Source organism: Edaphosphingomonas laterariae, assembly GCF_900188165.1.
Lineage (GTDB): Bacteria > Pseudomonadota > Alphaproteobacteria > Sphingomonadales > Sphingomonadaceae > Sphingomonas_E > Sphingomonas_E laterariae.
The window spans coordinates 65,407-86,114 of sequence record NZ_FZOS01000001.1 but is presented as its reverse complement, the minus strand read 5'-3'; the positions used below and the strand labels follow the sequence as shown (position 1 = coordinate 86,114).

General features: G+C 64.0%; 22 protein-coding genes. 16 read left to right on the top strand and 6 right to left on the bottom strand.

The window, feature by feature from the left end; genetic code table 11:
- Positions 1-26: 26 nt before the first annotated feature.
- The gene (gor, locus tag CHB74_RS00445) at positions 27-1,373 is read right to left on the bottom strand and encodes a glutathione-disulfide reductase (RefSeq protein ID WP_089217635.1); all 1,347 of its coding nucleotides are present in this window, start codon (positions 1,371-1,373) and stop codon (positions 27-29) included.
- A gap of 87 nt (positions 1,374-1,460) precedes the next feature.
- On the bottom strand, positions 1,461-2,963 hold the full coding sequence (gene pgi, locus CHB74_RS00440) for a glucose-6-phosphate isomerase (protein WP_089217969.1): 1,503 nt from the start codon (positions 2,961-2,963) through the stop codon (positions 1,461-1,463).
- Positions 2,964-3,134: 171 nt separating this feature from the next.
- Between pgi and lepB the strand changes: the two genes are divergently transcribed.
- Positions 3,135-3,944, top strand: coding sequence for a signal peptidase I (lepB, locus tag CHB74_RS00435; RefSeq protein WP_245842547.1), 810 nt, complete (start codon positions 3,135-3,137; stop codon positions 3,942-3,944).
- Between the two features lie 81 nt (positions 3,945-4,025).
- Complete coding sequence (locus CHB74_RS00430; protein WP_089217633.1) at positions 4,026-5,603, top strand: sensor domain-containing diguanylate cyclase; 1,578 nt, start codon at positions 4,026-4,028, stop codon at positions 5,601-5,603.
- A 1-nt stretch (position 5,604) separates the two neighbouring features.
- On the opposite strand, the gene CHB74_RS00425 is transcribed toward CHB74_RS00430, so the two are convergent.
- Positions 5,605-5,826 carry a hypothetical protein gene (locus tag CHB74_RS00425; RefSeq protein WP_144033672.1) on the bottom strand — a complete coding sequence of 74 codons (222 nt, stop codon included), beginning with the start codon at positions 5,824-5,826 and terminating at the stop codon, positions 5,605-5,607.
- Between the two features lie 80 nt (positions 5,827-5,906).
- Complete coding sequence (locus CHB74_RS00420; protein WP_245842517.1) at positions 5,907-7,226, bottom strand: DEAD/DEAH box helicase; 1,320 nt, start codon at positions 7,224-7,226, stop codon at positions 5,907-5,909.
- A gap of 396 nt (positions 7,227-7,622) precedes the next feature.
- Between CHB74_RS00420 and CHB74_RS00415 the strand changes: the two genes are divergently transcribed.
- From CHB74_RS00415 to CHB74_RS00350, 14 genes are all read left to right on the top strand, one after another.
- A complete protein-coding gene (locus CHB74_RS00415; RefSeq protein ID WP_144033671.1) occupies positions 7,623-8,582 on the top strand; it encodes a hypothetical protein in 960 nt (319 codons plus the stop codon).
- Positions 8,583-8,649: 67 nt separating this feature from the next.
- Positions 8,650-9,957 carry a M20/M25/M40 family metallo-hydrolase gene (locus tag CHB74_RS00410; RefSeq protein WP_089217629.1) on the top strand — a complete coding sequence of 436 codons (1,308 nt, stop codon included), beginning with the start codon at positions 8,650-8,652 and terminating at the stop codon, positions 9,955-9,957.
- A 45-nt stretch (positions 9,958-10,002) separates the two neighbouring features.
- Entirely contained in the window at positions 10,003-10,578 is a 576-nt protein-coding gene (locus CHB74_RS00405) for a NifU family protein (RefSeq protein ID WP_089217628.1), read from the top strand.
- 29 nt (positions 10,579-10,607) lie between these two features.
- Positions 10,608-11,198 carry a malonic semialdehyde reductase gene (locus CHB74_RS00400; RefSeq protein ID WP_089217627.1) on the top strand — a complete coding sequence of 197 codons (591 nt, stop codon included), beginning with the start codon at positions 10,608-10,610 and terminating at the stop codon, positions 11,196-11,198.
- A gap of 3 nt (positions 11,199-11,201) precedes the next feature.
- Positions 11,202-11,822 carry a tRNA (adenosine(37)-N6)-threonylcarbamoyltransferase complex dimerization subunit type 1 TsaB gene (tsaB, locus tag CHB74_RS00395; RefSeq protein ID WP_089217626.1) on the top strand — a complete coding sequence of 207 codons (621 nt, stop codon included), beginning with the start codon at positions 11,202-11,204 and terminating at the stop codon, positions 11,820-11,822.
- Complete coding sequence (locus tag CHB74_RS00390; RefSeq protein WP_245842516.1) at positions 11,803-12,321, top strand: GNAT family N-acetyltransferase; 519 nt, start codon at positions 11,803-11,805, stop codon at positions 12,319-12,321. The genes tsaB and CHB74_RS00390 overlap by 20 nt, the downstream gene beginning before the upstream one ends.
- A 111-nt stretch (positions 12,322-12,432) precedes the next feature.
- On the top strand, positions 12,433-12,846 hold the full coding sequence (locus CHB74_RS00385; protein WP_089217967.1) for a Ros/MucR family transcriptional regulator: 414 nt from the start codon (positions 12,433-12,435) through the stop codon (positions 12,844-12,846).
- A 172-nt stretch (positions 12,847-13,018) separates the two neighbouring features.
- Entirely contained in the window at positions 13,019-13,441 is a 423-nt protein-coding gene (locus CHB74_RS00380) for a Fur family transcriptional regulator (protein WP_089217625.1), read from the top strand.
- Between the two features lie 18 nt (positions 13,442-13,459).
- The gene (locus tag CHB74_RS00375) at positions 13,460-14,206 is read left to right on the top strand and encodes a lysophospholipid acyltransferase family protein (protein WP_089217624.1); all 747 of its coding nucleotides are present in this window, start codon (positions 13,460-13,462) and stop codon (positions 14,204-14,206) included.
- On the top strand, positions 14,203-15,525 hold the full coding sequence (gene miaB / locus CHB74_RS00370) for a tRNA (N6-isopentenyl adenosine(37)-C2)-methylthiotransferase MiaB (protein ID WP_089217623.1): 1,323 nt from the start codon (positions 14,203-14,205) through the stop codon (positions 15,523-15,525). Before CHB74_RS00375 ends, miaB begins: the two co-directional genes overlap by 4 nt.
- A gap of 398 nt (positions 15,526-15,923) precedes the next feature.
- On the top strand, positions 15,924-16,934 hold the full coding sequence (locus CHB74_RS00365) for a PhoH family protein (RefSeq protein ID WP_089217622.1): 1,011 nt from the start codon (positions 15,924-15,926) through the stop codon (positions 16,932-16,934).
- Positions 16,931-17,440 carry an rRNA maturation RNase YbeY gene (ybeY, locus tag CHB74_RS00360; protein ID WP_089217621.1) on the top strand — a complete coding sequence of 170 codons (510 nt, stop codon included), beginning with the start codon at positions 16,931-16,933 and terminating at the stop codon, positions 17,438-17,440. Before CHB74_RS00365 ends, ybeY begins: the two co-directional genes overlap by 4 nt.
- Positions 17,441-17,525: 85 nt before the next feature.
- Complete coding sequence (locus tag CHB74_RS00355; protein WP_089217620.1) at positions 17,526-18,416, top strand: hemolysin family protein; 891 nt, start codon at positions 17,526-17,528, stop codon at positions 18,414-18,416.
- Between the two features lie 34 nt (positions 18,417-18,450).
- Positions 18,451-19,803: a PQQ-dependent sugar dehydrogenase gene (locus tag CHB74_RS00350; RefSeq protein WP_089217619.1), complete on the top strand. Its 1,353-nt coding sequence runs from the start codon at positions 18,451-18,453 to the stop codon at positions 19,801-19,803.
- Between the two features lie 6 nt (positions 19,804-19,809).
- Here CHB74_RS00350 and CHB74_RS00345 read toward each other — a convergent pair whose 3' ends face one another.
- Both CHB74_RS00345 and CHB74_RS00340 read right to left on the bottom strand, forming a co-directional pair.
- A complete protein-coding gene (locus tag CHB74_RS00345) occupies positions 19,810-20,235 on the bottom strand; it encodes a VOC family protein (RefSeq protein ID WP_089217618.1) in 426 nt (141 codons plus the stop codon).
- A gap of 38 nt (positions 20,236-20,273) precedes the next feature.
- A complete protein-coding gene (locus tag CHB74_RS00340; protein ID WP_089217617.1) occupies positions 20,274-20,657 on the bottom strand; it encodes a hypothetical protein in 384 nt (127 codons plus the stop codon).
- Positions 20,658-20,708: the final 51 nt, after the last annotated feature.

The following is a 20,708-nucleotide window of genomic DNA, read 5'->3' as shown; positions in this document are numbered from 1 at the left end:
CGCGTAACGGCGAATGGTGCACGGCGCTATTTCATCAGCACCAATTCTTCGGACATGGATGGATGAAGGGCCACGGTGTCGTCGAACGCCTGCTTGGTGAGCCCCGCCTTCACCGCGATCGCGGCGGCTTGCAGGATTTCCGGCGCATCCGGCCCGATCATGTGCAGCCCTAGAACCTTATCGTTCTCGGGATGCACCACCATCTTGTACAAGGCGCGTTCATTGCGGTTGGCGAGCACATTCTTCATCGGCCGGAAATCCGACGTGTAGATCTTCACATTGCCGAATTTGTCGCGCGCCTGCGATTCCGTCAGGCCGACCCCCGCGAGCGGCGGATGGCTGAATACGGCCGAAGGAATGCAGCCATAATCGACCCGGCCGGGCTTGTTGCCGAACTGCGTATCGGCGAACGCCTGACCTTCGCGAATGGCGACCGGTGTCAGTTGCACGCGATCGGTAACGTCGCCCACCGCGAAAATGCTGTCGCAGGATGAACGGCCGTCCGCGTCCACCTTTACGGCACCACGTTCGCCCAGTTCGACGCCGGCAGTCTCCAGCCCAAGCCCCACCGTATGCGGCGTCCGCCCGATGGCGTAGAGCAGAACATCCGCCGGGATGGGATCGCCATTGGAAACGTGGATGAGCAGCGAACCGTCGGCTGCCTTCTCCACTTTCTCGAACGCGGCGTTGAAGCGGAACTCGATGCCCTTGGTCATCGATATCTGAAGCAGGCGATCGCGGATCTGTTCATCATAGCCGCGCAATATCTTGTCGGATCGGTTGATCAGCGTCACGTGGCTGCCGAACTGGTGAAAGATCCCGGCAAATTCGTTGGCGATATAGCCGGCCCCGGCGATCACGATCCGCTTGGGCAGGCTCTCCAGATGAAACACCTCGTTGGAGGTGATGCCGAGTTCGGCGCCCAGGCAATCAGGCACGGTCGGCCAGGCGCCCGTCGCAATCAGGATCTTGCCAGCCGTGACGGTGCGGCCCGATGCCAGCTTTACCTCGTGCGGGCCGGCAATCGTCGCCCGCTCCCGAATGATCTCCACGGCATTATTGTTGAGCGTATTCTCGTAAAGGCTATTGAGCCGGTCGACCTCAGCCAGCACATTGTCGCGCAGTGTCGACCAATCGAACCGGCAGTCGGGCACGTCCCAGCCAAAGCGGCGGGCGTCCTGCAAGTCTTCGGCGAAATGGGCGCCATAGACGAGGAGCTTCTTCGGCACGCAGCCGCGGATCACGCATGTGCCGCCCACGCGGAACTCCTCGGCGATGGCGACCTTCGCGCCATGCGCGGCAGAAACCCGCGATGCGCGTACCCCGCCCGATCCCGCGCCGATGACGAAGAGGTCATAATCGTAGCTGGCCATAATCGCTCCGCTCAAATTCCGTTGGCCGTGCAGATAGGGTGGCATCGGCCCCAAGACCAACGCCTTCTGCCCATCGCTGTGATCGATTTAGCCGAAGGCGCGCGCGATCAGCGCCCGCGTCGACGCATCGAAACGCTCGGTGCCTTCCGTTTCGATGGACTTGGCGATCTCCTTGCCCAGTTCGACGCCGAACTGATCGAAAGGATTGATCCCCAGAATGACGGCATTGGTGAATACGCGATGTTCGTAGAACGCGATCAGCGCGCCCAGACGTGACGGATCCAGCCGATCGAGCAGGATCGTCGTCGACGGGCGATCGCCCGGATAGGCACGCGCCGGATCGTCGCTCGTCTTGCCCGCCATCAGGGCCGCGCCCTGCGCGAAGGCATTGATCAGCAATGTCCGGTGATGGGCCTCGTCCAGCGCGTCCCCCGGCTCGATGGTTGCGATGAATTCGATCGGCACGAGATGCGTGCCCTGATGGAGCAACTGGAACACGGCGTGCTGCGCATCGGTGCCGACACCGCCCCAGGTGATCGCCGCCGTCGGCTTATCGACCGGCGATCCATCCACTTTCACGCCCTTGCCGTTCGATTCCATCTCGAGCTGCTGGAGATAGAAGGGCAGCAGCCGCAGCCGCTCGTCATAGGCGAAAATGCCCCGCGTCTCGGCCTTGCGCACGACCGTGTAATAAAGGTCCGCAAAGGCAGCCAGCATCGGCGCATTGCGCACGGGTGGCGCGAGTCGGAAGTGCCGGTCCATGGCCGCCGCGCCCTCCAGCAGCGTTTCAAACGCGTCCCAGCCAAGCGCCAGGGCCGCCGGAAAACCGATCGACGACCATAAGGAATAGCGCCCGCCCACGCTTTCCGTGAACGGCAGCACGCGTGTCCCGTCCACGCCCCATTCCACGGCACGGTCCGGCGCGGCCGTCACCGCGATCACCTGGCCATAGGGATCATCAACACCGCTTTCGGCCATCCACGCCAAGGCGCTTTCGGCGTTCAGCATCGTCTCGGTCGTCGTGAACGTCTTGGATGCGACCACAAGCAGGGTCGCCGCCGGATCGAAGCGACGGAAAACCTCCTCCAATGCCGATCCGTCGACATTGGAAACGATCGCGACGTCGTAACGCCCGGCCTCGCGGCCCAGCGCATCGATCAGCAGGTCGGGGCCCAATGCCGATCCACCGATGCCGATATGGAGCACATGCCGGATCGGGCCGAGCGCATCGGCCTCGATCGCGTCGATCAGCGCCCGCATCCGCGCGTGCAAATCCTTGGCCAACGCCACGCTGTCAGGCGCCCCCTGCCCGCGCTCTGCGGTATGTTCGGCCGCGCGTCCCTCCGTGGGATTGGCGATCTGGCCCGAAAACAGCGCATCGCGGGCCTTGCCGATAGCGGCGCTCTCGGCAAGCGCGGCGAAGGCGTCCACCAAGCCAGCATCCAGATGGGTTTTGGAAAAGTCGAAATGGATACCGCCTTCGTCGATCGTCAATCGCGACAGCCGGTCGGGCTCCGCCTGAAACAGCTCCAACAGCGTCGGGCGCGCCTTATCCTCGATCGCTTTCCACGCCGTCGCCGTATCGACCATCCCCAAAATCTCCTTGTTCGGATGGCGATGGATACCGCGCGTCCAGCGCCGCCGCCACCCGCTTTCGCCGTGCATTCAACAAGATTGAACGCTTGACCGGAGAGCGGGGGCGCAGCACATCCGTTCCTCATGTCGGATACCGCCCCCAACCCCAGCGAAGCTCAGAGCACTATGCCGAAGAAGTCGAAGGGCGGTTTCGCCGAAAATTTGCGTTTCCTGGCGACATTGCTGGTCCTTGCAGTCCTGCTGCGCAGCCTGATCGTGGCCCCGTTCAATATCCCGTCGGAATCCATGCTGCCACGCCTTCTGGTGGGCGATTATCTGTTCGTCGCGAAATGGCCCTACGGTTATTCCCGCTACAGCTTTCCGTTCGGCATCGCGCCGATCGACGGCCGTATCATGGGGAGCGCGCCGGCGCGCGGGGACGTCGTGGTGTTCAAGACACCCGCGGACAACAGCACGGATTATATCAAGCGTATCATCGGCCTGCCCGGCGATATCATTCAGATCAAGGGCGGCCAGATCGTCCTGAACGGCACCCCGGTGCCCCGCGTGCGCGTGGCCGATTTCATCGATCCGATTACGCCGAACAGCCCGTGCCGCCCCGAACCGGGCCTCAATATCGTGGAGGACAGCGCGCCGGACGGGAGCCCGCAGTGCCGCTACCCGCGCTATCGCGAAACCCTTCCCAATGGCCGGTCATATGATGTGCTCGATCTTGGGCCCCTGCCCTTCGCCGATGATACGGCCACCTATGTCGTGCCGCAGGGCCATTATTTCCTGATGGGCGACAATCGCGACCGATCGGCTGACAGCCGTTACCCCGCTCAGCTGAACGGAGCCATCGGCATGGTTCCCGAGGAAAATATCGTGGGCCGGGCGCTTGTCGTCTTCTTCTCGACCGATGGACATGCCGAATGGATCAAGCCGTGGACCTGGCCTGGCGCGGTGCGCTGGCCCCGTATCGGTGGCGGTTTCTGACACGGAACGGCGGGACGGTTGCATGGTTTAACACCGCGCTAACCCGATAAGGCATACAGCATCCGGGTGGGACGGGAGTGAATGGTCGCGATGTTCGGCGACGACAGGGGCAATGACGAAACCAGCAGCATAAGCGAAGCCGGTCGCGATCGCGCGATCGGCCGGCTGAGCGGCGAGTTTGTTTCCCCGGTGCTCGAAACCGTCTTCACATGGGAACGGCTGCCCGAAACATTGCGCCATGCCCGATTGCTGATGATCGGGTCGGCGATCCTCAACACGCTTTTTCTGGCGAGCGACTGGCGCTTTCACGGCACGCCGCATTTCTTCGTCGCCGTTCCCGCGCGCCTCGTGACGATCATTCTCGCGATCGCCTGCCTGTTTGTGCTGGGAAGGATACGCACTCCGCGCGCGGCCGCGATGACCATGGCAGCCTGGATGGCGATCAACGGCGTGGCCGTCGGCGCGCTCGTGACGTCGCACAGCAGCATCGCGCTGTTCGTCGTCGTGATGCTGCCGATGATCTATTATCTGGTTACACCTACAAGGTTCGACGTCGTGGTCGGCGGCGGCGTGCTGTGCAGCGTGGCGATGTTCATCGGTTATGGCGAATATGCGGCGTCGCCGACGACCGCCGGTGGGCTCGCGCTGGCGCTGGTGATGCTCAATTGCGCGCTGGTGCTCGTCGTCTCGCGGGCAAACCGGCTGGAAAGGCTCCAATGGCTGGCAGCCCGCTCGGAACGCCGCATCGCCGCCGAACTCGCCGAAAGCCGCGAAACCCTCGAACGGATGTTCGCCGCCAGTCCCATCCCGCTCGTGGTGACGGATCGCGACAGCGGTCGCGTGGTCAAGGCCAACACCGCCTGCGCCGGCTTGCTCGGCCGGGATCCACTCACCGATGGCGGCACTCTCGAGCCCTTTTATGTCGCGCCCGGCGATCGCGATCAGTTGGTCGCGATGATCGATCGCGACGGACAAATCGGCGATGTGGAAATGGAAATCCGCGTCACCGATGGCACGCTTCGCACCGTTCTGATCAAGGCGAACGCGGTTTCGATGCCGCAGGGCCGCCGGATCATGGCCGGGATGATCGACATAACCGATCGTAAAGCCGTCGAGCGCAGCCTTGAATGGCTGGCCTCTACCGACGCGCTGACCGGTCTGCCCAACCGGCACAGTTTCATGTCGTCGGGCAAGCTCGCCATCGCCATCGCGGCGCGCTCCAGCGCGCCCCTCTCCTTGCTGATGCTCGATCTCGATCATTTCAAGCAGATCAACGACACCTGGGGCCATCAGATGGGTGACCGGGCGTTGCAGGCCTTCGCCGAATTGTGCCTCGATCACCTCCGCGATGATGACATCGTCGGCCGTCTTGGCGGCGAAGAGTTCGGCATATTGCTTCCCGGCTGCGACGCCGAGACTGCGCTGGCGGCGGCCGATCGTTTCCGGGAAGCGATCGAGCATATTGCCGTCGATCCGGAAGGCGATGGCCCATGCCTGACCGCCAGCATTGGCGTGACCGTCATACAAGATGACGAAGCAGATCTGGAACGCGCCATCGCCCGAGCCGACCGAGCCCTTTACGAAGCCAAGCGGCTCGGGCGCAATCGGGCGGTTCTAGCGTCAGTGCCGGCTGCTGCCCGCGTTTCTGCCCTCAATTGAATTAATGCGATAGCCGCCGGACGCCGAATGCGTTGCGGACGAGCACGCGGTTGCGTTCGATCCGTGGATCGAGGCTGCGTTCGCGGGCATGTTCGATAGCGGCTTCGAGCGCCGGCACAATCATGCGCCGCGCCTTGGCCATTGGCAGGTAGATATTCTCGCCCCGCGCGGCATCGCTCAACGCCAATGCCGCGACTACCAGGACGTCTTCACTGATCCGCATGGCGACACGCTCCATCGCGCCCCCGAACCAGCAAAGTGGGGCTTGCGACGTCTCGACGCAAGCCCCTGATTTTCAATCGTTCAACGTCCGCCGGTCTTGCGCACGGCGCCGGCATGGCGGCCGACGCTGCCCGAACGGCGCGGCGGGAAACGCCGCGGGCGTTCTTCGCCCGAACGCTCGCCATCGTGACGGCGCGGCTGGCGGTTGCCACCCCGGCCTTCGGACGGCTGGCTGGCGGCCGGCTTGGGCAGCTTGGCCTTTTCGGCGATGAAGTTTTCCGGCAGCGGCTGGACGTCCATCTTCACGCGCGTCAGCTTTTCGATCGCACGCATATAGGGACGCTCGTCGTCCGCCACAAAGGCGATGGCGATACCGGCGGCGCCGGCCCGCGCCGTGCGGCCGATGCGGTGGACATATTGCTCCGCCACGTTCGGCAGTTCGAAATTGAAGACGTGGCTGACGCCGCCGACATCGATGCCGCGCGCGGCGATATCGGTGGCGACCAGGATCTTGATCTCGCCCTTGCGGAAAGCACCCAGGGCGCGTTCACGCTGCGGCTGGCTCTTGTTGCCGTGGATCGCCTCGCAGCCGATCCCGGCGGCCTTCAGATGACGGACGACGCGGTCGGCGCCGTGCTTGGTCCGCGTGAAGACGAGCGCGCGATCGATCGGCTCGCTGCGGATACGCATGGTCAGCAGCGCCTGCTTCTCCGCCTGGTTGACGAAGGTGGCGAACTGTTCGACGCGTTCCGCCGTCGTCGACTGCGGCGCCACAGAAACCTTCACCGGATCGGTCAGGAAGCGATCGCCAAGATCGGCGATCGTCTTGGGCATCGTCGCCGAGAAGAACAGGCTCTGCCGCTTCTTCGGCAGCAGCTGGTCGACCCGCTTGAGCGCATGGATGAAACCGAGATCCAGCATCTGGTCGGCCTCGTCGAGCACGAAGATCTCGACATTCTTCAGGCTGAGAGCCCGCTGGTCGATCAGATCGAGCAGGCGCCCCGGCGTGGCGACGAGAATGTCGACACCGGCCTGAAGCTGGCGGATCTGCCGGTTGATCGGCACGCCGCCGAACACCGTGGCGACGGACAGGCGCAGGAACTTGCCGTAAGCGACGAAGCTCTCGGCGATCTGGCTCGCCAGCTCACGCGTCGGCGAAAGCACCAGCATGCGGCAGCCCTGCGGCGGCCGATGCTTGGGGTTGCTGGCGAGGATGGCGAGCGACGGCAGCGCGAACGCGGCGGTCTTGCCCGTGCCGGTCTGCGCGATGCCGCACAGATCGCGGCCATCGAGCAGCGGCGGGATCGCCTGCAACTGGATGGGCGTCGGGGTGGAATAATTCTTGGCAGCGAGCGCCTTCAAAATGGGCTCGGGCAGTCCAAGATCGGTGAACTGGGTCAATTCTTGTTCTTTCAAATGCGGCCCGCGCCCACGGCGCAATCGGCGCGCGCAGGCGGCAAGCGGGTTCTCATGACGACCCGCGTGAAAAGGGAAGCCCTAGGCAAAAGCGTCTCGAGGGAGGGAGCCGGCCTGCCATTTGGAAGCGGCAGGAGATCACGCTGCTCCAGTCCGGACGCAGGGCTGGCCTGCATCGACGCTGCGCCGCACATAGGAAAAACCCCGCTGAAACGCAAGTGATCCGTGAATGCCCGGGACGTAAGTTGAGGAAGTTGAGGCTTGCCATCGACAATTGCCGGCCCTTCCCATGGCGACACAAATTTCATGAAAATCAATTCCATTCATCGCAGAGCTAACATCGAACCTCATATGTAGGACAGCCCCGAGGAGAGGATGTTCGTGCCCCCTGCCCACTTGCTTAGCCGCCGTTCGATGATGGGCGGCCTGCTGGCCGCTGCCGCGTCAGCCCCCGCGCTTGCCGAAAAATTGCCGATCACGCCCGCCGTGGAGAGTGACCACGGCGTCACCGTGAATGTGCGCGACCTGTCCACCCGCTTCCTCGATTTCTATGCAGCCGCGCAGGACAAGCACCCCGATGAGCGCTTTCGCATCTGGAAGGATCGCTATGGGTTCGCTGCGGTGCCGCCGACGCCACAGGGCGACGCCATCGCCCGCAAGCTGCTTGACGAAGCCTGGCCCCGCTATGTCGATGCCCTGCCGATCATTCGCCAGGGAGCCAAGGCGCTCCGCCCCGCGGCGCTGGAGGCGGCGCGCGACATAGCCGATCTGCTGCAGGCACCGAGGCCGCTGCGTATCGATCTGGTCGCCTATGTCGGCGGGTTCGAAACCAACGCGTTCACCGCCGGCACTGATGACGGCCCGATGGTCGCGATGCCAATCGAAATGGACGAGGCGACCCGCGCCATCCTGCTGCCGCACGAGATGACGCATGCCATCCACATGATCGTGGGGAAATTGCCGCCCGGATATGAACGTTCGCTTGGCCGGCTGATATTTGAGGAAGGGCTGGCCATGCGCGCGGTGCAGGCCTTGAAGCCTGGCCTGCCCGACGCGCGCTATGTCGGCGACCAGCCCTGGTTCGATGCCGCAATCGCCCGCCGCGATGCCATTCTCCGCGCGCTTCGTGCCTCAATCGATGCGCGGGACGGCGATACACTCTTTCGCTTCACCATGGGCGATGGCGCCACTGGACGCGAACGGGAAGCCTATATCGGCGCCTGGCTGGTCGTGGGCGAATTGCTTGAGCGGGGCAGCACGCTGCCGGCACTCGCCCGATTGCCGGCCGACCAACAGGCCGGCGTGGTCAAGGCATCGATCGATCGACTGCTGAAAGGTTGACGGCCATGGCTTGTCCAGCCGCCGCCGGCCTGTATGCCTGACACGGCCATTCCAACAGGAACCTTCGATGTCGCACCGTCCGCTGATCTGCGCCTTGCTTGTTGCCGCCGCCTCTCCCCTTCCCGCACTGGCCCAATTATCCGGCCCTGAAACCACGATGGCGGCCACGGTGGAGGCCGAGCAGGAACGTTCAATCGCGCTGCTGGAGCGGCTGGTGAACGTCAATTCGGGCAGCATGAACCTGAAGGGTGTCGAACAGGTTGGCCGCATGATGCGCGCCGAGCTCGAACCGCTGGGATTTGCCGTCAAATGGGTGCCGATGGAGGCGGCTGGCCGCGCGGGCCATATCGTTGCCACCCATCAGGGGAACGGCAAGGGCAAGCGGCTGCTGCTGATCGGCCATCTCGACACCGTGTTCGAGCCGCATTCCCCATTCCAGACCTTCACCCGCAAGGGCGACAAGGCAGAGGGGCCGGGCGTCGGCGATGACAAGGGCGGGATGGTCGTGATGCTCGCCGCGCTCCGCGCCATGCAGGCGGCAGGCACGCTCAAGGCCGCCGATATCGAAATCGTGCTGACGGGGGACGAGGAGGAAACCGGAAGCCCTGTGGAGATCGCCCGTGCCGACCTTGTCGCCGCCGGCAAGCGGGCGGATGTAGCACTCGATTTTGAAGGACTGGTCCGCGATCAGGGGCGTGACATGGGCTCGATTGCCCGGCGGTCATCCTATAGCTGGACGGTAAAGGCGACGGGCAAGACCGGCCATTCCAGCCTGATCTTCAACAAGGAGCATGGTGATGGCGCAGTTTATGAGCTGACGCGGATCATCACCGACTTCCGCAAGGAACTGCCCGAACCCAATCTCACCTTCAATGTCGGCCTGATCGCCGGCGGTGCCAATGCCGACGTGGCGGAAGACGGCGCCCGTGCAACCGCATCGGGCAAGACCAACATCATTCCCGCGATCGCCATCGCCAAAGGCGATTTCCGCACCCTTTCCGAAGACCAGACCGCGCGGGTTCGCGAGAAGATGACCGCGATCGTTGCCCGCCACGCCCCGTTGACCGATGCCAGCATCACCTTTGACGAAGGTTATCCGTCGATGGCGCCGACCGCCGGCAACCGCGCCATACTTGCCAGCCTCAATGGCGTGAACCGCGATCTCGGCTTTGCCGAAATGCCCGAACTGGACCCGCTGAAGCGCGGAGCCGGCGATATCTCGTTCGTCGCCAAGGATGTCGACGGCCTCGCCGGCCTCGGCCCCTACAGCACCGGCGATCATGCGCCGGGCGAAACCGTCGACCTGCCGAGCATGGTGACCCAGGCCAAACGCGCCGCCATCCTGATGAGCCGGCTGAGCCGTGAACGGCGATGATCGTTTACCCTTGATCCGCGCGGGCTTCCGCACCAAATGCGAGGCATGTTGATCGAGACCGAATTGACGCCGAATCCGGCGACGCTGAAGTTCCTTCCGGGGCAGACCGTAATGTCGGGCGGCACGCGCGACTTCGCCGATGCCGACGAAGCCGAGGCATCGCCGCTGGCCGCTGCCCTGTTCAGCCTTGGCGATGTGACGGGCGTGTTCTTCGGCCGCGATTTCGTGTCGGTGACGGTGGCGCCGGGTGTCGATTGGCGCGATCTCAAGCCGCAGGTGCTTGGCGTATTGCTCGATCATTTCACCAGCGGCGCGCCTTTGTTTGCCGCTGGCACGGCCGCGGGCATCATGGTTCCGGCCGACGATGCCGCCTTCCCCGAAGATCCCGAAGACGCGGACATCGTGGCACAGATCAAGGATCTGATCGAAACCCGCGTGCGGCCTGCGGTTGCCCGCGACGGCGGTGACATCGTCTATCGCGGCTTCGACAAGGGCACGGTCTATCTTGCCATGCACGGCGCGTGTTCGGGCTGCCCCTCGTCCACCGCCACGCTCAAGCAGGGCATCGAGACGCTTCTGAAGCACTATGTGCCGGAAGTGACCGAAGTCCGCGCCGCCTGAAATCACATCAAAGCAAAAGAGGATCATCGATGGCCGACAAGCTTTCGGAGGAGGGTCTTGACCTCCTCTTCCGCACCGCGCGCACCTATAATGGCTATCTCGAAAAGCCGGTCAGCGAAGAACAGCTTCACGCCATCTGGGATCTGGTGAAATATGGGCCGACCTCGGCCAATATGCTGCCCGCCCGCATCATCTGGTGCGTGAGCGAGGAAGCCAAGGAGAAGCTCGCCGGGCTGGCATCGGGCACCAATGGTCCGAAGATCCTGCAGGCGCCCGTCACCGCGATCATCGGCATGGACCTCGCATTCTACGAGCATCTGCCGCGCCTGTTCCCGCATGCCGATGCGCGCAGCTGGTTTGCCGGCAACGACAAGCTGATCGAGGTCTCCGCCTTCCGCAACTCCTCGCTTCAGGGCGGTTACTTCATCATGGCGGCGCGCGCCCTCGGGCTCGACACCGGCCCGATGTCGGGCTTCGACAATGATGCGGTGGATGCGGCTTTCTTCCCGGGCACCAAGGTGAAGTCCAATTTCATCTGCACGCTCGGCTACGGCGATCCCGCGACGATCTTCGACCGTTCGCCGCGACCGGGCTTCGAGGATTTCAACAAGATCATCTGATTGATGGCATATCTTGGCAGGGAATTGGTGATCGAGACCGCGACGGCAGCCTGCTCCGTCGCGCTGATCGAGAATGGCGTGGTCGTGGCCGAAATCCACGAGGTTGTCGGTCGTGGCCATGCCGAACGGCTGATCCCAATGATTGCCGAATTGCCGGGCGGCGGCCGCGCCGATGCCATACGGGTCGATTGCGGCCCCGGCAGCTTCACGGGCGTGCGCGTGGGGCTGGCGGCGGCGCGTGCGCTCGGGTTAGGATGGGGCGTGCCCGTCACCGGCTTTTCCTCGCTGGCGCTGATCGCCGCCGATATTGCCCCCGCTCCGGCAACGCTCTCGGTCGCGATTGGCGGCGGCCATGGCGAGCTTTTCGTCCAGCGTTTTACAAGCGAACCGTTGCACCCTCTCGGCGATATTGCATCGCTGAAGCCCGAAGCTGCGGCGGCGATGTTGCCCGACGATCTTGTCGCTGGCTCGGCCGCGGAGGCCGTCGTCCAGCTCAGGGGCACGGGCGAAGCGCGCGCAGCGGAAGCGCGGGCGGCCAACCTTATCCGCCTGCCAGCCGATCTCATCGCGCTGCCGCCCACGCCGATCTATGGCCGCGCGCCCGATGCGCGACCGCCGGGCTGACACCATGTCGACCGCTCCCCTTCCCGAAGCGTTGAAGCTCGCCGAAGGCAGCGCCTTCGATATCGGCGCGGTGATGGATGTGATGGAGGCCAGCTTCGATCCCGTCTTTGGCGAAGCATGGAGCGCCCAACAATGTCTCGGCATTCTCGATCTGCCGGGCGTGTGGTTGATAATCGCGTGGTGGGATGGCGCGCCCGCCGGCTTTGCCTTGACCCGCATGATTCTTGACGAGGCGGAATTGCTTCTGATCGGCGTCGTGCCGGAACATCGCCGCCGTGGTATCGCCCAGTCCCTTCTCGACGCCACCATGGAAACGGCCCGCGCGAAAGGCGTGCGTCATCTGCATCTGGAAGTCCGGCAAGGAAATTGCGCAATCGAGCTCTACAACCGCAATGGATTTCATCAGGTCGGCCGTCGACGCGATTATTATCGCGGCGGGGACGGAAGCCTGTTCGATGCATTGAGCCTGACGAAACCATTGCTCCGCGACTTTAAGTGAATCATATTCATCTTTAATGTTTTTGCAGATTTCCAAGAAATCTGACATAAAAAGACAATGGCCGACGAAAAAGGGATCGGCCTGACAACCTCGACGCAAGGGTCCGCAGAAATGAACGAAGACAATGGTCTCGCCGAGACATTGATCACGCTTACCGCCGACATCGTTTCGGCTCACGTCAGCAATAACAGCGTTGCCGTGTCAGACCTTCCGGTGCTGATTCAGAACGTCCACAACGCGCTTTCCGTTCTGGGCGGCGAAACGGCCGAGCCCGAGATCAAGCAGGAGCCGGCGGTTTCTGTGCGCGCTTCGGTGAAGCCGGACTATATCGTCTGCCTCGAAGACGGCAAAAAGCTGAAGATGCTCAAGCGCCACCTGATGACGCATTATCAGATGACGCCGGAACAGTATCGGGCGAAGTGGAATCTGCCGGCCGACTATCCGATGGTCGCGCCCAACTACGCCGAACAGCGCCGTTCGCTTGCCAAGAAGATCGGCCTCGGCACCAAGCGCCGCAAGCGTTGATCGACGCCATTGCGGGGAAAGCGGCCGGGGCGGACATGGTCCATCCCGGCCGTTCTGTTTTGGCAGGGAATATCGCCCCGGCACCCTTGCCCTTCCCCCACGGCGTAATAATGTCTAGTTGTAAACTCATCGCGCCGGCCTGTGCGGGCGCCACGAAGATCCAAGAGGAATCATGACGCGGAAGATCGACGTCGAAGCGCTTTGCGCTGAAAAGGGCCTCCGCATCACCGAACAGCGGCGCGTGATCGCACGCGTGCTTTCGGAAGCCGAGGACCATCCCGACGTGGAGGCGCTGCACGCCAGGGCCTCGGCCATCGATCCGGGCATCTCGATCGCGACGGTGTACCGCACCGTCCGCCTGTTCGAAGAGGCCGGCATTCTGGAACGCCACGATTTCGGCGATGGTCGCGCTCGTTACGAAGCGGCCGCGGAAACCCACCATGACCATCTGATCGATGTCGAAACCGGGAAGGTGATCGAATTCGTCGACCCGGAACTGGAGGAGCTTCAGCGCAAGATCGCTGCCAAGCTCGGCTTCCGTCTCGTCGATCACCGGATGGAGCTTTACGGCGTTTCACTGGAGCGCCAGGGCTAACGCCGCCAACGCCCGCGGATGCCGTTCCGCCTGCACCGCCGTGTCGCGCTCGCTGCCGCCGCCCTGGGCGTCAGCCTGCCGGGGCACGGCCTGCATCGTCTGGTCAGCCGTCGCCCTTCCCCTTGGGTCGGCCGTTTCATGGGGCTGACAGGACGATCCTTCGGCCTCGATGTCCGGGTCGAGGGCACGCCCGTTCGCAGCCACGTGCTCTACGTCGCAAACCATATTTCCTGGCTCGACATTCTGGCGCTCGGCGGCAGCACGGGCGCGGCGTTCGTGTCGAAGGATGACGTGGCTGGTTGGCCGGTCGTCGGCTGGCTGGCGCGCATCGGCGGCACGATCTTCATCAGCCGTAGTGACCGCGCAGCCGTGCGCGGGCAGGCCGACGCGCTTGGCACTGCGCTGGCTTCCGGCCGGCCGGCCGTGCTGTTTCCGGAAGGGACGACGGGCGACGGCCTGACATTGCTGCCCTTTCGCGCCTCCCTGTTCGCCTCGCTGGATCGTGCGCCGGCCGATATCGTCGTCCAGCCGATCGCGATCGATTATGGTCCTGCCATGTCCCGGCTTGCATGGACGAACGGCGAGGGCGCCGGCGCGAACGCGAAGCGGATTCTCGACGCGCCGGGCCGAATTCCCGTAACCCTTCGCTTCCTTGAGCCGATCGACGTGTCACGCGGGCGCAAGGCCGTCGCCGCCACCGCGCGCGCGGAGATCGAGGCGGCGCTTTTGGAAAGCGGCGCCTTGGTCTATAGCGCCGCGCCATGAACAAGCCCCTGCCCCGCACCTTCCACGTCAAGTCGTTCGGCTGCCAGATGAACGTCTATGACGGCGCGCGCATGACCGAACTGCTCGAGGCCGAAGGGTTGAGCGCGGCCGCCGGCGCGGACGATGCCGATCTCGTCGTGCTGAACACCTGCCACATCCGTGAAAAGGCTGCAGAAAAGGTCTATTCCGATATCGGCCGCCTGCGCCGCGAGGACGGCAGCACGCCGATGATCGCCGTGGCGGGATGCGTCGCGCAGGCCGAAGGCGCGGAGATTCCCCGTCGCGCGCCGAGCGTCGATATCGTCGTCGGCCCGCAAGCCTATCACCGGCTGCCCGATCTCGTTCGCGAAGCGCGCGAAGGCAAGGCCAAGGCAGTCGACACGGACATGCCGGCAGAATCGAAATTCGGCGCCCTGCCGGCCCGGCGGCGTCAGGGCCCGACGGCGTTCCTGACCGTGCAGGAAGGCTGCGACAAATTCTGCACCTATTGCGTGGTGCCCTATACGCGCGGTGCCGAGGTTTCGCGGCCATGGGCGGCCGTGATGGATGAAGCGAAGGCGCTGCTGGATGCCGGTGCCCGCGAAATCACCCTGCTCGGCCAGAATGTGAATGCGTGGGAAGGCGAGGATGAAGCCGGCCGCACACAGGGCCTTGGCGGATTGATCCGGGTGCTGGACAAGCTGCCCGGGCTGGAACGCATCCGCTATACAACCAGCCATCCCAATGACATGCGCGATGATCTGATCAACGCACATAAGGATGTCGGGTCGCTCATGCCCTTCCTCCATCTGCCGGTTCAGGCGGGCAGCGATCGCATTCTCAAGGCGATGAACCGCAGCCACACCGTGGAAAGCTATTTGCGGGTCATCGACCGGGTGCGTGAAGCGCGGCCGGATATCGCCATTTCGGGCGACTTCATCGTCGGCTTTCCGGGTGAAACCGAGGCGGATTTCGCGGCGACGCTGGCGTTGATCGAGCGCGTCGAACACGCTCAGGCCTTCTCCTTCAAATATTCGCCGCGTCCCGGCACCCCGGCGGCCGCGATGGACGATCAGATCGCCGCGGCCGTGATGGACGATCGCCTGCAACGGCTCCAGGCGCTGCTGAACGACCAGCAATATGCGTTCAACCGCACGAAATTGAACGCGCGGATGAGCGTTCTGATCGAGCGCAATGGCAAGAAGCCGGGCCAGCGGATCGGCAAATCCCCCTGGCTTCAATCGGTGATTGTCGAGGATGGACCCGCAATCGGCGAGATGGTGGAAGTCGACATCGTCGCTGCCGCCCCGAATAGCCTAACTGGTGTTATCGCGCGGTGATCGATCCTGGCTCCATCGAATGTTCGACCAAGTGATATCAAAACCTCTTCTTTGACGCCGGCTGCCTGCAGGTATCTCCTTTCCGACTATTCATGGTGTCTGGATAGGGAGAGACACGCATGGCCCAAAAATCCGGCAAGCTCATGCCCGGACGAGCGAGAGCGAGGGCGAGTTGCGGGGCGAGGCGCTTTTCAACGGCGGACGAGAAGAGGGGCTTCACCGCCTTCCTCTACACGCTTTGATCGACGGAGGCGGTGCGGCGGCGCAGGTGATGCACCGCTGCATCGGTTTCGATTTCCGGGGTGCGCCAGAAAATCCCCCCATTGCCGTAGCCCGAGGAAAGCGCCACCTTGGCCCCGTCGAGTCCCGCCGCTTCGGCGGGTCGCCCAGGGAGATTTATGTCGCGTAAGCCCGTACCCGCACAGGCCGGCGATCGCGCCCGCCTCGAAATCCTCTTCGACAAGCCGCAGCTCCTCGGCCGCCTTTTCGGCGAATATGACCAGAACCTCGTCGCCATCGAAAACCGCCTCGGCGTCTATATCGCCGCGCGCGGCAACCGATTGCAGATCGAAGGCGAGGCTCAGGCCGCCGCGCGCGCCCGCGAAGTGCTGACCGGCCTCTACAACCGCATCGTCCAGGGCCAGGACATCGATGCGGGCGCCGTCGACGCCGTGATAGCGATGTCCGCCGAACCCACGCTCGACGGCATCATTCGCAGCGACGTCAGCCAGCCGCCCGCGGTGATGATCCGCACCCGCAAGAAGACCATCGTTCCGCGATCGACCACCCAGATCCGTTATATGGAGGCGCTGGGTTCGTCGGACGTGATCTTCGCGTTGGGCCCGGCGGGCACCGGCAAGACCTATCTTGCCGTCGCTCAGGCCGTGCAGCAACTGATCGCCGGGTCGGTCGATCGCCTGATCCTGTCGCGCCCGGCCGTCGAAGCCGGCGAAAGGCTGGGCTTTCTGCCCGGCGACATGAAGGAGAAGGTGGACCCCTATCTGCGCCCGCTTTACGACGCCCTTTACGACATGCTGCCGGCGGAGCAGGTGGAACGGCGCATCACCAGCGGCGAGATCGAGATTGCGCCGCTGGCCTTCATGCGCGGACGCACGCTTTCCGATGCCTTCATCATCCTCGATGAAGCACAGAATACGACGCCTGCGCAGATGAAGATGTTCCTCACCCGTTTCGGCATGAACAGCCGGATGGTGATTTGCGGGGATCCGAAGCAGGTCGATCTGCCGGTGCCGGGGAGTTCAGGTCTCGCCGACGCGGTGAACCGGCTCGAAGGGGTGCAGGGCATCGCGACGATACGCTTCGGCTCCGCCGACGTGGTGCGGCACCCGATCGTGGGACGGATTGTCGAGGCTTATGAAGGCAAGGATGAGGACGTGACACCGGCATGATCGAAACCGCCGTTCAGATCGAACCGGAATGGCAGGGCCAGGTCGATTGGGAAGCACTGGCCGAACGCGCTGTGCTGGCCGCATTCCGCCACAGCCCGCATGGCCCGCTGGTCGACGATCCCGTCGCGATCGAAGTGTCCGTCCGCTATGCCGACGATGAAGAGGTGCGCGAACTCAACGCCACCTACAGGGACAAGGACAAGCCCACCAATGTGCTGTCCTTCCCGATGGTCCAGCCCGATCTGCTAGAGGGGCTGACGAACAGCGACGATGGCGAGGTTCTGCTGGGCGACATCATTCTTGCCCGCGGCGTTTGCGTGCGCGAAGCGGATGAGAAAGGCGTAAATCCCGAAACTCACGCCACCCATCTGATCGTGCATGGCACGCTGCACCTGCTGGGCTTCGACCATATCGACGAAGGGGAAGCCGAGGCGATGGAAGCGATCGAACGGGCCGCGCTGGCATCGCTCGGCATCGCCGATCCCTATGCCGTGGAGGAAGCCTGAACCAAGGCGGGAGATAGCGTCTCGACTCGGCCGGGATGTGGCGGCTATTCTGTCCCCGCAACAAGGGGATTGAAAAACCTGCATCATGCCCGACGATTCCAGTAGCGGCGACAGTAGCGGCCGATTGTGGCGCGGCCTTAGGGCCCTTCTTTTCGGCGAAGACAGCGAGCCGACGCTTCGCGACCAGATCGAGGAAGCGATCGAGGAGCATGAAGGCGAGGCGCCGACCAAGGGCGACCTTTCCCCGATCGAGCGGCAGATGCTGCGGAACCTGCTCCATTTTGGCGAGCGGACCGCTGGCGATATCGGCGTGCCACGGGCGGACATCATTGCCGTGCCGGAGACGATCAGCTTCGCCGATCTCGTCGCGCTGTTCGCGGATGCCGGCCACAGCCGCCTGCCCGTCTATCGCGACAATCTCGATGAGGTCGTCGGCATGGTCCATATCAAGGACGTGTTCGCGATCCTGGCGTCGGGGGAACAGCATCCCGCCACGCTGGAAACGCTGATCCGCCAGCCGCGCTATGTGCCCGAATCGATGGGCGTGCTCGATCTGCTCGCGGAAATGCGGGCGACGCGCACGCACCTCGCGATCGTCGTCGACGAATATTCGGGCACCGAAGGGCTGGTGACGATCGAGGATCTCGTCGAGGAGATCGTCGGCGAGATCGACGACGAACATGACGAGGAGACGCAGGCCCTGCTCATCCCGCTCGATGACGGCCTTTGGGATGCCGACGCCCGCGCGGAACTTGAGGACGTCGCCGAAGCGATCGATCCGCGTCTTGCCGAGATCGAGGAAGACGTGGACACGCTGGGCGGGCTGGCGTCGGTTCTGGCCGGCCATGTCCCCCAGATCGGCGAGATCGTCACGCATAGCAGCGGCTGGCGGCTTGAGGTGACCGACGGCGACAGCCGCCGCGTTTCCCGGATCCGTCTCCATCCGCCGGTGGAAACAATATCGGACGAGGAGTAGCGGCCTCGCCGGCTTTGGCTTAAGGATCAGGCCCATGAAAATCCGCACGATCCTGATCCCGCTGCTCCTTGCCGGCGCCGCTTATGGCGGCTGGACCGCGCTCACCAACGAACGCGCCGATCTCAGCGTCGAAGCGGTGATGGGCGCCAAGCCCACCATCGCGGAGCCGAAGAAAACGCTGCTGCCGACGATGAAGGTGGCGAAGGCCGTGGGCTGGAAAGCCGGCGAGGCCCCGGCGGCTGCAGCGGGCCTGACCGTGCAGGCTTTCGCTACCGGGCTCGACCATCCGCGCTGGATGCTCACTTTGGCCAATGGCGACGTGCTTGTCGCCGAAAGCAACAGCCCGCCGCGCGAAGGCGGCGGCGTGCGCGGCTGGGTGATGCGTAACCTGATGTCGAAGGCGGGCGCGGGTGTCGCCTCCCCTAATCGGATCACATTGCTGCGCGACGCGGACGGGGACGGGGTTGCGGAAAGCCGCAGCGTGCTGCTCTCCAATCTTAACTCGCCCTTCGGCATGGCACTGGTGGGTGACCATCTCTATGTCGGCAATGTCGACGCGCTGGTCCGCTTCCCGTTCAAGCCGGGGCAGACCAAAATCGACGCCCCCGCCGAAACCATCGTGAAATTGCCCGCCGATCCCCCGGGGCATTGGACGCGCAATGTCGTCGCCAATGCCGACGGATCGAAACTCTACGTCTCGGTTGGGTCGGCGACCAATATCGCCGACAACGGCCTGGCCGTCGAAAAGGGCCGCGCCGCGATCTGGGAAGTCGATCCCAAAACCAAGGCCAATCGCGTCTTCGCTTATGGCCTGCGCAACCCGACCGGCATGGCCTGGGAGCCCGCGACCAACATGTTGTGGACGGTGGTGAACGAGCGCGACATGCTCGGTTCCGACCTCGCCCCCGATTATCTGACCCATGTGGAACTGGGCGGGTTCTATGGCTGGCCCTATTATTACTGGCATGGCTATGTCGACGAGCGCGTCGAGCAGCCGGAAGAAGACCAGCGGCAATATCTCGTCCGGCCGGATTATGCGCTGGGGCCCCATACCGCATCGCTGGGCCTGACCTTCGCCAAGGATGTGAAGCTTGGCCCGCAATTTGCCGACGGCGCCTTCATCGGCCAGCACGGTTCGTGGAACCGGCGCCCCTTCTCCGGTTACAAGGTGATCTATGTTCCCTTCGCCAAGGGGAAGCCGGCCGGCCCCGCGGTCGACGTGCTGACAGGGTTTCTCGACGACAAGGAACAGGCGCGCGGTCGCCCCGTGGGTGTGATCGCCGATCGCACCGGCGCGCTTCTGATCGCCGACGATGTGGGCAATGCCATCTGGCGGATCAGCGCCAAGGCCCCTGCCCCCGCGCCGAGCGCTACCGCCGCACGCTGACCCGGTTCAGGCCTTCGCGAACAGCTGGTCGATATTCGCGAAGGCCTTGAACTCCAGCGCGTTCCCCGAAGGATCGCGAAAGAACATGGTCGCCTGCTCGCCCGGCTGACCGGCAAAGCGGACATAAGGTGCGATGCCGAACGGGATGCCGGCCGCCTCGATCCGCGCCGCCAGCGCATGCCAGTCCGCCATCGTCAGCACCACGCCGAAATGCGGCACCGGCACGTCATGGCCATCCACCGCATTGCTGGTTTCCGGTCGGGCCACCGCAGTATCGAGATGAGCCACGATCTGGTGGCCATAAAGGTCGAAATCCACCCAATCCGGCGCGCTTCGGCCTTCGGCGCATCCCAGAACGCCACCGTAAAATGCGCGCGCGGCCACCAGATCGTGGACCGGGAAGGCGATATGGAATGGAAGCAGCGTGGTCATGCTGCACCATTACGCCGCCCGGCAGGCGATTGCGATGCTTACGTTCCGTTGTTGCCGCGATCGCGAAGCCAGGCGATGCAGCCGCGTTCATAAGACCAGCTATAGGCTTCGCAGTCGGCCGTCGTGCTGGCCGCGCCGCTGGCAGCCCAGCGATAACCGATTTCATAGTCCGAGCAGCCGGGGCAATTCGCGGCCACGGGATCGTAGCCAACGTCCCGCACGGACGGGCCATATTCGGATGGGTCGGCCACGCGCGTTTCGGCCGCATAGCGCCCACGCCAAGGGCCCAACGTATCCGATCGGCCGTCGGCCATTCGAATATAGTCCGGGGCCACGCCACGCACGGCGAAGGCGCCGCCGGCCAGCCCCATGGCCATGCCGGCGCCAAGGCTAGCCAGCAAACCGATCGAAAGCCCCTGCATCGGCGATCCCTGTCATTGGGTGTTGACCCAACGTCAGGGATGCAGCGCGGG